Source organism: Streptomyces sp. NBC_00887 (assembly GCF_045207585.1).
On sequence record NZ_CP108788.1, the window covers coordinates 9484306 to 9497327 of the forward strand.

Annotated in this window: 17 protein-coding genes; 9 read left to right on the forward strand and 8 right to left on the reverse strand. The window is 69.1% G+C overall.

Going from position 1 to position 13022, the window contains the following annotated elements; translation table 11 throughout:
- Positions 1-8: 8 nt before the first annotated feature.
- Positions 9-1208, reverse strand: a complete 1200-nt coding sequence (locus OG844_RS43105; RefSeq protein ID WP_406387805.1) for a 4-hydroxybenzoate 3-monooxygenase — start codon at positions 1206-1208, stop codon at positions 9-11.
- Between the two features lie 240 nt (positions 1209-1448).
- On the opposite strand from OG844_RS43105, the gene OG844_RS43110 reads away from it, so the two are divergent.
- The 4 genes from OG844_RS43110 to OG844_RS43125 all read left to right on the forward strand — a co-directional run bounded on the left by OG844_RS43110 (position 1449) and on the right by OG844_RS43125 (position 4773).
- Complete coding sequence (locus tag OG844_RS43110) at positions 1449-2267, forward strand: DUF4389 domain-containing protein (RefSeq protein ID WP_406387803.1); 819 nt, start codon at positions 1449-1451, stop codon at positions 2265-2267.
- An 89-nt stretch (positions 2268-2356) separates the two neighbouring features.
- Entirely contained in the window at positions 2357-3067 is a 711-nt protein-coding gene (locus OG844_RS43115; RefSeq protein ID WP_406387802.1) for a DUF4230 domain-containing protein, read from the forward strand.
- 106 nt (positions 3068-3173) lie between these two features.
- Positions 3174-3614 (forward strand): nuclear transport factor 2 family protein, encoded by a 441-nt coding sequence (locus tag OG844_RS43120; protein ID WP_406387801.1) that lies wholly within the window; start codon positions 3174-3176, stop codon positions 3612-3614.
- 151 nt (positions 3615-3765) lie between these two features.
- Positions 3766-4773 carry an alpha/beta fold hydrolase gene (locus tag OG844_RS43125; RefSeq protein WP_406387800.1) on the forward strand — a complete coding sequence of 336 codons (1008 nt, stop codon included), beginning with the start codon at positions 3766-3768 and terminating at the stop codon, positions 4771-4773.
- A gap of 39 nt (positions 4774-4812) precedes the next feature.
- Here OG844_RS43125 and OG844_RS43130 read toward each other — a convergent pair whose 3' ends face one another.
- Positions 4813-5178: an iron chaperone gene (locus tag OG844_RS43130; RefSeq protein WP_406387799.1), complete on the reverse strand. Its 366-nt coding sequence runs from the start codon at positions 5176-5178 to the stop codon at positions 4813-4815.
- 114 nt (positions 5179-5292) lie between these two features.
- Here OG844_RS43130 and OG844_RS43135 point away from each other — a divergent pair, with 114 nt between their 5' ends.
- Positions 5293-5802, forward strand: coding sequence for a mycothiol transferase (locus OG844_RS43135; RefSeq protein WP_406387797.1), 510 nt, complete (start codon positions 5293-5295; stop codon positions 5800-5802).
- Here OG844_RS43135 and OG844_RS43140 read toward each other — a convergent pair.
- Positions 5763-6614: a helix-turn-helix domain-containing protein gene (locus tag OG844_RS43140; protein WP_406387796.1), complete on the reverse strand. Its 852-nt coding sequence runs from the start codon at positions 6612-6614 to the stop codon at positions 5763-5765. The genes OG844_RS43135 and OG844_RS43140 overlap by 40 nt on opposite strands.
- A gap of 87 nt (positions 6615-6701) precedes the next feature.
- On the opposite strand from OG844_RS43140, the gene OG844_RS43145 reads away from it, so the two are divergent.
- Complete coding sequence (locus tag OG844_RS43145; protein ID WP_406387795.1) at positions 6702-7133, forward strand: DUF2000 family protein; 432 nt, start codon at positions 6702-6704, stop codon at positions 7131-7133.
- A gap of 136 nt (positions 7134-7269) precedes the next feature.
- Entirely contained in the window at positions 7270-7557 is a 288-nt protein-coding gene (locus tag OG844_RS43150) for a hypothetical protein (protein ID WP_406387793.1), read from the forward strand.
- Positions 7558-7567: 10 nt separating this feature from the next.
- On the opposite strand, the gene OG844_RS43155 is transcribed toward OG844_RS43150, so the two are convergent.
- Positions 7568-7993, reverse strand: a complete 426-nt coding sequence (locus OG844_RS43155; RefSeq protein ID WP_406395972.1) for a protein-tyrosine phosphatase family protein — start codon at positions 7991-7993, stop codon at positions 7568-7570.
- Between the two features lie 253 nt (positions 7994-8246).
- Complete coding sequence (locus OG844_RS43160) at positions 8247-8495, reverse strand: DUF6296 family protein (protein ID WP_406387792.1); 249 nt, start codon at positions 8493-8495, stop codon at positions 8247-8249.
- Positions 8496-8769: 274 nt separating this feature from the next.
- On the opposite strand from OG844_RS43160, the gene OG844_RS43165 reads away from it, so the two are divergent.
- Positions 8770-9024 (forward strand): DUF5133 domain-containing protein, encoded by a 255-nt coding sequence (locus OG844_RS43165; protein WP_406387791.1) that lies wholly within the window; start codon positions 8770-8772, stop codon positions 9022-9024.
- 101 nt (positions 9025-9125) lie between these two features.
- On the opposite strand, the gene OG844_RS43170 is transcribed toward OG844_RS43165, so the two are convergent.
- Complete coding sequence (locus OG844_RS43170) at positions 9126-10739, reverse strand: MFS transporter (protein ID WP_406387790.1); 1614 nt, start codon at positions 10737-10739, stop codon at positions 9126-9128.
- 185 nt (positions 10740-10924) lie between these two features.
- Between OG844_RS43170 and OG844_RS43175 the strand changes: the two genes are divergently transcribed.
- Entirely contained in the window at positions 10925-11749 is an 825-nt protein-coding gene (locus tag OG844_RS43175; protein WP_406387788.1) for a PepSY domain-containing protein, read from the forward strand.
- 50 nt (positions 11750-11799) lie between these two features.
- On the opposite strand, the gene OG844_RS43180 is transcribed toward OG844_RS43175, so the two are convergent.
- Together OG844_RS43180 and OG844_RS43185 are read right to left on the reverse strand one after the other, a co-directional pair.
- Entirely contained in the window at positions 11800-12294 is a 495-nt protein-coding gene (locus tag OG844_RS43180; RefSeq protein WP_406387786.1) for a GNAT family N-acetyltransferase, read from the reverse strand.
- A gap of 28 nt (positions 12295-12322) precedes the next feature.
- The gene (locus tag OG844_RS43185; RefSeq protein WP_406387785.1) at positions 12323-12952 is read right to left on the reverse strand and encodes a dihydrofolate reductase family protein; all 630 of its coding nucleotides are present in this window, start codon (positions 12950-12952) and stop codon (positions 12323-12325) included.
- Between the last annotated feature and the right edge of the window lie 70 nt (positions 12953-13022).

Genomic DNA, 13022 nt, shown 5'->3' on the forward strand with positions numbered 1-13022 from the left:
GGCCGGGATCACGCCCACCCGGGAAAGTGGCCCGTGTAGTTCTCGGCGAACTCCGCAGCCGCATGCGGCGAGTCCGCGATCCTGTGCAGCTGCGCGAGCTGGAGACGGGCCTCGAATGCGCTCTGTGCCGGATCGGTGTGGAGCGTCGTCGTCATGACGTACGAGAAGTGCTCGGCCCGCCACACGCGTCGCAGGCACGTCTCGGAGTAGGCGTCGAGCAGCTCGGAGGAGCCGGTCCGTTCCAGCTGGGCGAACGCACGGGCGAGGACCACGACATCGGCGGCGGCGAGGTTCAGCCCCTTCGCGCCGGTGGGCGGCACGATGTGCGCCGCGTCCCCGGCGAGGAACACCCGGCCGTGGCTCATGGGCTCGGTGACCTGACTGCGCATCGGCAGCACGGACTTGGCCGTGATCGGCCCCCGTTCCAGCTTCCGGCTGCCCGCCGAGGCCAGCCGGACGTCGAGCTCGTCCCAGATCCTGTCGTCGGACCAGGCGGCGGGGTCCTCCCCGTTCGGCACCTGGAGGTACAGTCGGCTCACGGCAGGCGAACGCATGCTGGCAAGGGCGAATCCACGCGATGAGTGCGCGTAGACCAACTCGTCGTACACCGGGGGAGCATCGGCCAGGATGCCCAGCCAGGAGTAGGGATAGGCCCGGGAGTACGACCGCAGTACGCCCTCGGGGACGGACCGACGGGTCACACCGTGGAAGCCGTCGCAGCCGACCACGTAGTCGCACTGCAGCGTCCGCTCGGTGCCCCCGTGCCGGTAGGCGATCACCGGCCGGTCCGCACCCGACACCGACACCGCCTCCGCCTCGAACAGCAGCGGTGGGCCCTCGGCGAGCTGCAGGGCGATCAGATCCTTGACGACCTCCGTCTGCGCGTACACCCACACGCGGCTGCCACCCGTCAGCGACGGGAAGTCCACGCGGTGGGACCGGCCGTCGAAGCGCAGCTCGATGCCGTCGTGCGCGATGCCCTCCCGGTCCAGACGCGCACCGGCCCCGCTCGCACGCAGGGCGTCGACGGCACTCTGCTCCAGGATCCCGGCCCGCTGACGCTGCTCGGCGTACGAGCGGTCACGGCTCTCCAGGACCACACAGTCGACGCCGTGCCCGTGCAGCAGCCTGGCCAGGAGCAGCCCCGCCGGGCCAGCCCCCACGATGCCGACACGGGTACGACGGGGGAGGGATGAGGCGGTGTCCACGGATGTCTTCCCTTCACGAACGGGTTCGGTGCCGCTCACGTACGAAGACTCGCCGCTGAGGAGGAGGACGACAAGAGTGGCGGTCGGCGCGGACCGCGCGCACCGCTGTCCGGTGGGGCGGCGGATCCGGCGGCACCCGTTCGGGCCCCGGCCGATTGCCGGGCAGGCGCCACGCGCCCAGCGTGGGAACGAGGCCGTGCGTGCCGACGCCGTACGGATCACCGGCCGAGGAGAAGCGACATGGCTGACGGACAGTGGAGCCCGGGGCGGACCGCGGGGCATCCGGAGGAATTCCTGCCCGTCCTGGACGTCAACGAGCCGACGCGCCAGCGCCGGCTCACCGTTCTGCTGCGACTTCTCCTGCTGATTCCGCACTTCATCGTGCTGTTCTTCCTGCACGTCGCCGCCGTGCTCACCGTGATCGTCGGCTGGTTCGCCGCCCTGGTCCTGGGACGGCTGCCGGAGCCGGTCTTCCGCTTCCTCGCCGGATATCTCGGCTACCGCATGCGGGTGGCCGCATCCGAGATGCTGCTGATCGACCGGTACCCGCCGTTCGCCCTCACCCCGCCGCCCGACTACCCCGTGCAGATCGAGGTCCGGCCCACCGACCTGAACCGCCTCGCTGTGTTCTTCCGGCTGCTCCTGATGATCCCGGCAGCCGTCGTCCAGAGCCTCGCCATGTCCGGCTGGTGGATGCTGTCGTTCGTCTGGTGGCTGATCACGCTGATCCTGGGCCGGATGCCGCGGCCCCTCATGGAAGCGACAGCGGCGACCCTGCGCTTTCAGATGCGCTTCATCGCCTACGCGCTGATGCTCACCCCCGCCTACCCCAAGGGACTCTTCGGCGACGAGGACCTCTCCGTCGGCCAGCGGTACGCTCGCACGCTCACCAGGCCGCTGATCATGAGCGGGGCGGGGAAGGCCCTGGTGGTGCTCTTCCTCGTCCTCGGGATCATCGGCGGCATCACGGCATCGTTGACCACGCCGGAGGACGGCGACAGCGGCGACTACGGCATGCACCGCCAGCAGGCCGCGCGAGACGGCATCCTCCTGGTGTGACCGCGGCATGACTCGACCGCCCGTACAGGAATTGGCGTAGTCGTGGAGCCGGGTGGACTGAAAGCGCCGGGCCGGGTCACACGGAAGGGATGACGTCCACAGGCGTAAGGACAGACAGTGCCGGAGAACCCGACGGCAGGAGCGCCCGCCGCCCCGCCCGTAGGCGTGGGTGCCTGACAGCAGTCGGCCTGTGTGCCGCAGCGGTCGTCCTGCTGCTCCTCGGCACCCGGCTCAGCCTGCTGCCGGGGCTCGGCGACGTATTCGGCGAGGAGACCACGGACCGTTCGGGCCCCGCGGTCCTCAAGTCGATCCAGGACATGAGCGCGTACGAGGCGGCCTCCGGCAACTTCCAGGTCGTCGTCGACCTGGAGAAGGACGCCAAGTTCCTGCCCGACGCCATACGTGGAACCCGGACCCTCTACGTGGGCGCGGGCACCGTGGGCGCCTTCGTGGACCTCGGCAAGGTCACGGAGAACGGCGTCGTCGTGAACGAGGACCGCACCACGGCCGAACTCCGGCTGCCGCACGCCGTGCTGGGCAAGCCCGCACTGGATCCGGACCGCTCCTACGCCGTGTCCAAACAGCGCGGACTCCTCGACCGGCTCGGTGACTTCTTCTCCGACAACCCCGGAAGCGAGCAGGCGGTGAACAAGCTGGCCGCCAAGCACATCGGCGCGGCGGCCAAGGAGAGCGGGCTCACCCAGCGAGCGGAGAAGAACACCACCTCCATGCTCCAGGGGCTGCTCGGCTCACTCGGATTCGACACGGTCACCGTGCGCTACATCGACCCGCCGGCCTGAGTCGCCCCCTGATTCGTCCCCCCGCCCGCAGCCGCGAGAGCGGCTGCGGCATAATCAACAAACTGATCATTCACATTGTTGAGCAAGGAGAGTCGGGGAGATGTCCATGACTGCTGCCGAAACCACGGAGCGCTTCCGAACCGCCGTCGAGAAGAGTGATCTCGCGGCACTGGACGATCTGTTCACCGAGAACGTCCGCTTCTTCAGCCCGGTGAAGTTCACCCCCTTCGAGGGCAAGGCGATGGTCCTCGGACTCTTCGGCGTGCTCCTGCGCACGTTCGAGGACTTCCGCTACATCGGACAGTTCGAGGGCGAGGCGCTGACCAGCGCGGACGACGTCCAGGTCCCCTCGGAGATCCTGCTCTTCAAGGCGTCCGTGAGCGGCAAGGAGATTCACGGGATCGACCTGCTCCAGTTCGACGGGGAGGGCAGGATCCAGGAGTTCACCGTGATGGTCCGCCCGCTGTCCGCAGTCCAGTCCCTGAGCGCGGCGGTTCTCGCGGGACTTGTGGCGGACGGGCTCGTACCGGATCCGGCCGGCAGCTGAGGGACCGGGCCCCGGCACCGAATTCCGGTGTCCGGGGCCCCGGAGGCATGGCATGAGCAGGTTTGCCGGAACAGCAAGATCTCTTGCCCGACGTGCGTGCTGCGCCGAATGATCGTGACGCAGGACGACACCGGGATCCACAGGAGGACACATGCCGCAGCCCGCCCGCTCGCCCGAGCCCTCCAGGTCCGTTCCCGGGGCGGTCCATCGACTGGTGGACGTCCCCGGAGGCCGGATCCATCTGATCGAACAGGGCAACGGACCACTCGTCCTCCTGGTCCACGGCTTCCCGGAGACCGCGTACTCATGGCGCCACCAACTGCCGGCCATCGCCGCGGCGGGCTACCGCGCGGTCGCCATCGACGTACGCGGCCACGGGCGCTCGTCGGCCCCCGCGCCCGTGGACGCCTACCGGATGACGGCCCACGTCGGCGACAACGTCGGAGTCGTACACGCTCTGGGCGAGAGGACGGCAACGGTCATCGGCCACGACTGGGGCTCGCCCATCGCAGCGAACAGCGCACTGCTGCGCCCCGACGTGTGCACCGCGGCGGGGCTGCTCAGCGTCCCCTACGCCCCACGGGGCGGAGTGCGGCCCACCGAGGGTTTCGCCCGCATCGGTGGCGACGACGAGTTCTACGTCAGCTACTTCCAGGAGCCCGGCCGTGCCGAGGCGGAGATCGAGCCCGACGTACGGGGGTGGCTCGCCGGGTTCTACGCCGCACTCTCCGCGGACACCATGCCGCCGCCCGGCAGGGACAGCGTCTTCTTCGTGCCCCCGGGCGCACAACTGCGCGACCGCTTCCCGGCCGATCAGCTCCCGTCGTGGCTCACCGAGGCCGACCTCGACGTGTACAGCGGCGAATTCGAGAGGACCGGACTGACCGGGGCACTCAACCGCTACCGGAACGTCGACCGCGACTGGGAGGACCTTGCGGCCTGGGACGGAGCACGGCTCACCCAGCCCTCGCTCTTCATCGGTGGAGCCCTCGACGCCTCCACCACGTGGATGGCCGAGGCCATCGCGGAATACCCCACCACACTCCCCGGCCTGGTCTCCTCGCACATCCTGGACGGGTGCGGACACTGGATCCAGCAGGAACGCGCCACCGAGGTCAGCAACCGGCTGACGCAGTGGCTGGACACCGTCCACGCCTGACGGACGCCGGACCGGCCCGCCCGGCGGCTGCGGGACGCTTCAGCAGACCGGTCCGGGCGCCGCCGCAGTGGCCGTGAGCAGATCCCGTACGAGGTCGAAGTCGATGCGCTCCGGCTTACGGAAGCGAAGGCATCCCTTGCCCATGTCCTGACCCGCCAGCCGGGCTTCGAACGCCTCGCGGACATCGCCGCGCAGCAGGTAGAAGGAGATGTACTGCTTCTGGCTCGCGAAGGAGATCTCGAGGGTCCCGCTCCGTTCGTAGCCCGGCATGCCGTACGCCATCACTTCGGTGAACCCCGTGAGTTCGTCCCGGCACAGCTCGCGCAGCCGGGTCAGGGCCGCCCGGCGCTCCGGCTGGAGCTCGGCCAGGTACTGATCCACATCCACCGCGTCGCTCTGTGCCATACGGACATGCTAGATCCGTTCCGGCTCACCCCGCGGAGCAGGCGAGGCCGTCCCACTGGCTCCGGCCGCGTGTCGAAGTCCGGGCCCCGCAGACACACCGGCCATGGTGGTCATATGAACAGTGCAGGCATTCTCGCCGATGCGTTCGAGCGCATCCATGACACGGTGCACGCCGCGGTCGAAGGTCTCCCTCCCGACGACCTCAACGCCCGGCTGGACGAGGACGCGAATTCGATCGCCTGGCTCGTGTGGCACCTCACGCGCATCCAGGACGACCACGTCGCCGACGCCGCAGGGACCGAGCAGGTCTGGTTCTCCGAGGACTGGGCCTCCCGCTTCGAACTGCCCTTCGCCAAGGGGTCGACCGGGTACGGTCACAGCAGCGCGCAGGTGGCTTCCGTACAGGTGGCTTCGGCGGATCTGCTCCTCGGCTACTACGACGCCGTGCACGAGCAGACCCTGGCCTTCGTCCGCAGTCTCGACGACCGGGCCCTGGACCGCGTGGTGGACGAGTCCTGGTCGCCGCCGGTGACCCTCGGCGTGCGGCTGGTCAGCGTCGTCGCGGACGATCTGCAGCACGCAGGTCAGGCGGCGTTCGTGCGCGGCTCGCTGGAGCGCGGGTAGGGCCTTTCGTCAACTGCGGCCGCGGTGCGCGCGTAGCGCCCCGGACTGGTGCCGACGACGCGCTTGAAGTGCCGGGAGAAGTGGGACTGATCGTAGAAGCCCACCGACGTGGCCACGTCGGGCGAACGCATCCCTCCGAGCAGCAGGCGCCGGGCCAGGTCCACGCGGCGCCCTGTCAGGTACTGGTGCGGGGCCATGGCGAACTCCTTGCTGAACGCCCTCACCAGATGGGTGTGGTGGGCGTGCAGCAGCTCCGCCGCTTCCCGCAGCGTCACGCCCTCCACGAAGCGCGCATCGAGCAGATCGCGAAGCTCGTGCGCGACCCGGCGGTCGTGCGGTGACGGAGGAGCGCCGAGCTGTCCGCGCAGGTGCTGGGCCAGGCGTTCGGAGACGAGCGCGAGGCGGCTCTGCGCCTCCAGTTCGTCGCCGGGCCGTTCGAGCGTGAGGTGCAGCTGGTGGATGCGGCGCCGCAGCGACGGATCGTGCAGCACGGGGCGGTCCACGGCCCGGCCGATGAGGCCGGCTTCGATCTGCGCGGTGTTGAGGTAGAGGACGCGCTTGCGGAATCCTGCGGGGGTCGCGGCGCCACCGTTGTGCGGGATGTGCGGAGGCAGCAGCGTCACCACCGAGCTCCGTGCCCCGTGCTCGTGGCGCTCCAGGTCGTAGCGGACCATGCCTTCGTCGACGATGAGCAGCGTCCACGCGTCGTGTGTGTGCATGGGGTAGGCGTGATCGGCGAAGCGGGCGTGGAAGACCTCGTCGATTCCCTCGACGCGCGGACGCCAAGCGGTGATGTCCGGAGGGGCAGCCATGGGGAGAGCGTACAAGCCCGGTCCGGCCCGCAGGCCGTGCAAAGTTCGTACAAGACGGCACCGGCCGGGCTCGGCAGGCTTCTCGGCATGACCGATGACAGCACCCCCGTACGCTTCGACACCAAGATCGCCGTCCTGCTCCGTGACGACCTGCAGACCTGGCAGTGCCTCAACGTCACGGCGTTCCTCGTCAGTGGCCTGGGTACGCGGGTGCCGGAAGTGATCGGCGAACCGTACGCCGACGCCGACGGCACCGAGTACCTGCCCATGTTCCGGCAGCCCGTCCTCGTCTTCGCCGGTTCGAAGGAGTTGATGACGGCGGCGCACACCCGGGCGGTCGGACGGGGCGTGACGATGGCCGTGTTCACGTCCGACCTCTTCGCGTCCGGCCACGACGAGGCCAATCGGGCCGCCGTCCGGGCCGTGAAGCGGGATGCGATGGACCTCGTGGGACTGGCCGTCCACGGGCCGCGCAACGCGGTGGACAAGATCCTCAAGGGTGCCTCGATGCACTCCTGAACGGCCCCGCGTCCGGTGCATCTCACGGTCACCGAACGGATACGCACTGGCACACCTGTGCGACTGGCGGTCTGCGGTGTCATACTCGAAATCAGTCCGCTAGACAGGCTTGTCACTGTCCGAAAGGCGACGCGTCATGAACTGGGCATCGTGGACTACCTGCGGTGTCTTCGCGGGATCCGGCGGAGTTCGCACCGAAGAGGTAGGCGTCGTGAGCGGTGATCTGACCGTACACACGACATGGTCCGACGGGCAGGCAGAGGTGGCCGTGCAGTTCAGCGGTGCCTCGGACTGGTTCACGCTGGTCGGCAGTCCTGTGCCGTGTCCCTCCGAAGAAGCCAGCCGTTATTTCCATCAGCAGATCGTCGAGGCGGTACGCGCCGGGGACGGAGCGACGGTTCCGGTCTCGCGCGCCGTGGAGTGATCCGCGCCGCTCACCGCTCCCCGAAGCGTCGTACGAACCGCCGCTGCCAGGGAGTCTCCACAGCCCCCGGGTGATAGTGCCGGCGGACGAAGGCGACAGCCTCGTCCGTCGGTACTCCGTCGAGGACCGCCAGACAGGCAAGCGCGGTCCCGGTCCGTCCACGGCCACCTCCGCAGGCAACTTCGACCCGTTCCGCGACCGCGCGCTGCCACGCTTCGGCGAGCACGCTCCGGGCTTCCTCCCGGTCCGTGGGAAGCCGGAAATCGGGCCAGCGCAGCCACCGCGACTCCCAGGCCTCCGGAGGCGGTTGCTTTCCGAGCAGATGCACCGCGAAGGTCGGCTCGAGACCCTCGGGAAGCGGGCGCCGCAGCGCGCGGCCGCGGACCAGCCGCCCCGAGGGGAGGGCGATCACGCCCGCACCTTCCGGATCCCACATCTCCGTCACGATCAGGCCTTCGCGTCGAGGTCCTTCGCCGGCAGGGCGGCCGGTTCGTCGATGATCCTGTACCACCGCACGGGCGGCGGACAGCCCCAGCGTATCGCCGTGCCGGACCGCCGGACCGCCGGAGCGAGCACCGCGGCGGCGAGAGCCGACGGAGCTGCTCCGTCCGCGGTCAGGTAAGCCCGCGCGGGAGGCGTCTCCCGCGCCGACGTCGCCGCGGACGGAAGGGAGCGGGGGAGGAGTGTGCTCAGCCGGTGCGACCGGCCCCATGAGTCAGGGGCCGCGCGAGCAGAGGCACTCCGAGAACCTGATGTCCGCCACTCGCCACCATGCGGACCTCGCCCCGCTCGCTGATCTCGGCACGCACGATTCCCGTCTCGTCCTCGTAGACCGGGTAACCGCCCGCCCCCGACCGGGCCGTGAGGTGGACGACGACCACATCATCCGTGGCACCGGCCGCCTGGAATATCAGCTCGTAACTCTCCGGGTAATCCATGAGTGCCTCCCGACCGGGCACCGGCAGAGGCCGGGCGCCTGTCACCTCCATTATTTCCCACCCGCGCGCCCGGCGCTCCAGGAACCGGCAGCGAATGACCCTCCGTGATTCCGGATGCGGATTCGGTGAGCGGGGGTGACCATCATCTGCAAGGGATCGGATGCGTGCTGACACTTCGCACGGCCGCCCGCATCGCCAGGCGTACCGCCGGCGCGATCGGATTTCGTCGGCGCGGGGCCATGTGCTCCCGGCCGCCCTGTGGAGAGGAACTGCCGTGCTGATGGCCAATCCCGCAACGCTGCGGAATCTCGTCAAGCGCTACGAGACACTGCGACGCGCCCACGCACGGCTGGGGACTTCCGAGAGCAGCCGCCATCTCGAGGACATCACCTACACCCTCTGCGTCACCACCGGAACCCGGACCGTGAAGGACGCGCTGACCGCTGCGGAGGCCCAGTTGCGTGCCGTCCCGTCCGCGGCATCCGTACTCTCGGCGGCGGAACCGTCCGAGGTACAGCTGACCGCCTGACGCCTGTACAGAGTCCGCACGGATGACGCCGGTTACGGTGAACCGGCGTCATCCGCTGCGTTCTGCCGTGTTCCGCGCCGTGTTCGGCGGTGCGGAGACCTTCACGCGCCCTGGTCGGCGGGCTTCTCGGACCCGGTCACGACCCGCGTGCCCGGGTGGCAGAGCGCACACACGAACGCAACGGCCAGGGCGCCGGCCATGCAGGAGAACACCCACTGATTGGCCTGTGCGAAGTCCATGCGGATGGCGCCCATGGAGTCCCGCATCACCTCGGCGACCTTCCCCTCGCCGGACGGCTGGCGCGCGTCGCCGTTGCCCGTGACGGCCTCGGCGACGCTGTGGGCGGCGTCCTGTGCAGCCGCGTCCGACAGTCCCGCGGAGCGCAGCGTCGTATGCACGCGGTTGGTGGTGACATGGGTGAGGACCGTGCCGAACACGGCCAGGCCGACGCTCGCCGCGAAGTTCCGGACCGTCTGCGTGATCCCGGTGACCTCGCCGTACGAGGCGCCGATCGCCCGGTTCACCGCGTCGGTCGAAGCGGGTGACAGCAGAAGGCCGATGCCCGCGCCGGCCATGGCCGCGTACGGCCACTGGTCGTGCATCGACAGCGTGGTCAGTTTCCCGGCCCAGAGGGCGAAACCGACGGCACCCAGCGCCGTGCCGAGTTTCAGCGCCGGCCGGGCACCGCGGCGGTCGAGGATGCGCCCGCCCCACTGCGACGCGATGCCGAAGCCGATGAAGAAATACAGAAGGTAGAGAGCCGCCTGATTGGGTGACGCGCTGAGGGAGACCTGTGCGTAGACGGAGGCGAAGAAGAACACCGGGACGAAGGCCAGCATGGAGAAGAACAGCACCGCGGCATCCACGGCGAACGCACGGTCACGGAAGACCTGGAGCCTGACGAGCGGGTACCGCGTACGCAGCTCCAGTCGGCAGAACAGCGCGAGCACCAGCAGGCCGCCGACGATGCACGCCCACGTCGCGGCGCTGCTCCAGCCCCAGCCGGCCGCCTGCTGGAAGCCGAGCACCGTCAGGCCCATACCGGCTGCCATCAGGACGGCCCCCGGTACATCGAGGGGTTCGCGACGCGACCGGTTCGGGATGCGGGCCAGGAGCGTCAGCACGATGGCGATCACAGCGACCGGCACGTTGATCCAGAAGATCGAACGCCAGGTCCAGGAGGTGAGCCAGCAGCCAAGGATCGGGCCGACGGCCGTGAGGGCCCCGGAGAGGCCGAAGAACAGGGCCAGAGCCCGGCCGCGCCGTTCCACCGGGAACACCGCGATGACGACGGCGAGAGCGGCGGGGAACATCAGCGCCGCCCCGAAGCCCTGTGTGGCGCGGAAGACGATGAGCCATGTCTGGGCGAGGTCCCCGGAGGGCACCGCTCCGCACAGTGCGGAGGAGATCACGAAGACGAGTGTGCCCGCCAGCATGACCCGGCGGTGCCCGAGGACATCCGCGAGCCTTCCGCCGAGGGCGAAGAACGCGGCCAGGGACAGCAGGTAGGCGTTGACTACCCATTGCATCCCGGAGGCCGACAGCCCGAGTTCATGGACGATGTCGGGGGCCGCGATGGAGACGACTGTCTGGTCGATGAACGTCATCGAGACGGCGAAGAGCATCGCAGTCAGGGTCAGCGCCTGGTTGGGCGGCGGGCTCCCCGGCACTGCGGGATCCGGATCGGTCGCGTTCCCCGGGCGAGGTGTGGTCATACGCGGAATTCTGCTTGCGAAGGATCATCGGCGCATTCCGCGCGGCCCGCAGGACGGTGTCGGCGACGGTCACCGGACGGGGAGCCCACCACGACCACGGCGAATGGGCGGAGGCGCACAGGCGATCGGGTGACAGCCGACTGTCGGACAACATGACTGATCGCCGGGGCGGCTAGTCATGCGGTATGAGATTTGAGCCCCGACCTAACAAGACCGTTTCCACGCGTACCCGCCGGCTCCGTGGCGTCGGCGCGCTGTGCGCCGTCCTTGCATCCGCCGCCATGGTGACGGGATGCGGCCAGGACAACGGTGACGAAACAGCCGCGGCGACCTCAGAGGCTGCCAAGGTCATTCCTCAGCAGACGACCACCCCGTACGAGAGCCCCTCCGGTACGGCTGCGCAGCTGACCGAGGACCAGACCGAGCGCAAGGAACTTCTCTCGACCGTCAAGGTCACCTACGACAAGGCCGCCACGACGGCCGTGGGTGAGGTTTCCGGCGGCAAGCTCACCGACCTCGACCTCGAGGGTCTGGACGACGACGAAGAGAGCGCCAGCCCCAGTGCGAGCGCGAGCCCCAGCCCCGACGGCAGCCCGAGCCCCAGCCCGACAGGCAGCCCGAGCCCGACAGGCAGCCCGAGCCCGAGCGGCAGTTCCACGGGCCCGAAGTGGATCGCGGAAGTCGTCGAGGCGGACGGAACCGCGCACACGGTGAGTATCGACGCGGTGTCCGGAGACGTGATCGACTCCGTCACCGAGGCCGAGCAGAGCGACGCCGAGAAGCAGGAACTGGCCGACTGGGTCAGCAAGGCTCAGCAGACCTGGAAGCAGGCGGCCAAGGTCGCCACGGACAAGCAGAAGGGCACGGTCACCTCGCTCAACCTGGATGAGAACGACAGCCAGACGCTCGTCTGGCAGGTCGATGTAGTCACCGAGGACTGGAAGAAGACCGCCTTCGACGTGGACGCCGCGACGGGCAAGATCACCGACGAGGAAGTCGACAACGACTGATCACGACACAGCCCGACCCGCATCGGTGGCGGTCCGCCACCGATGCGTTCTCAGAGAGGGCGGTCGATCGGAAGCCGCGTGAAACTCAGCCCGGGGCGTCCGTCCAGGGTGAGTTCACCGACGCGGACGAATCCGTTGCGGGCCAGCACGGCCTGCGACCCGGCGTTGTCCAGTGTCGTCTCCGCCCGAAGAACACTCAGGCCGTACTCGGCGAAAGCCAGCGCGCACACCTGCCGGACGGCGGACGTGGCCAGGCCCTGGCCGGCTGCCCGCTCGGCGATCCGGTACCCGAGTTCGGCCGAACCGTCCGCGACACCGACGAGATTGACACGGCCGAGGACGGCGCCCTCGCTGTCGGCGATGATGTGGAAGTGGTGCAGCCCCGCAGCCTGTTCGTCGAGCAGCTCGCGGTGACGTGTGTCGAACCCGGCGAAGTAGCCGTCGCCGCGGTCCGGGATCGAGGCAGCGAAGTACGTGCGGTTCTCCAGCTCGAAGGCGAGCAGCGCCGGCGCGTGATCGGGACGAAGACGCTCAAGAACAGTCATGCGAGAACGTTATCGGGCGTCGTCCCGCTCACTGTTCCGGGGTTCGGGGCAGCACACGATAGGTCACGTGCGTGACGGAGTTGGCCGCTCGCGACTCCACCTGCTCAAGATTCAGCGACGGCACCCCGTCGAACAGTCGAGTGCCGGCGCCGAGCGTGAACGGCACGATGTGCAGCCGCAGTTCATCGATCAAGCCTGCGGCGAGGTACTGGTTGACGGTGGTCGCGCCCCCGTGGATCGACACGTCGCGGTCCCCGGCCGCCTCGCGGGCCTGCCGCAGTGCGGATGCGATGCCGTCGGTGACGAAGTGGAACGTGGTGCCGCCCTCCATCGGCTGCGGGTCGCGCGGATGGTGGGTCAGCACGAAGACCGGCGTGTGGTAAGGCGGATTGTCGCCCCACCACCCCTTCCATTGTCGATCCCACGCGCCGCGTACGGGGCCGAACATGTTGCGCCCCATGACGAAGGCGCCGTACGCCGTCAGCCGTTCCAGCTCGGCCTGCCGCTGCTCCGGGGTTTCGAACATCCAGGAGTGCAGCCTGCCGCCCCAGCCATCGCCGGCGTCGTCGCCGAACGGGCGTTCCTCGCGCTGGTTGAGCCCGGCCGAGTACCCGTCGACGGAGATCGAGAGTTCGCAGGTCACCTTGCCTGTGGTCACTGTTCTGTCCTCCTGGTGACGGCCTTCTGTCGCCTTCGTGGTGAGCTGCACCACTGGGGTAGACCGCTCC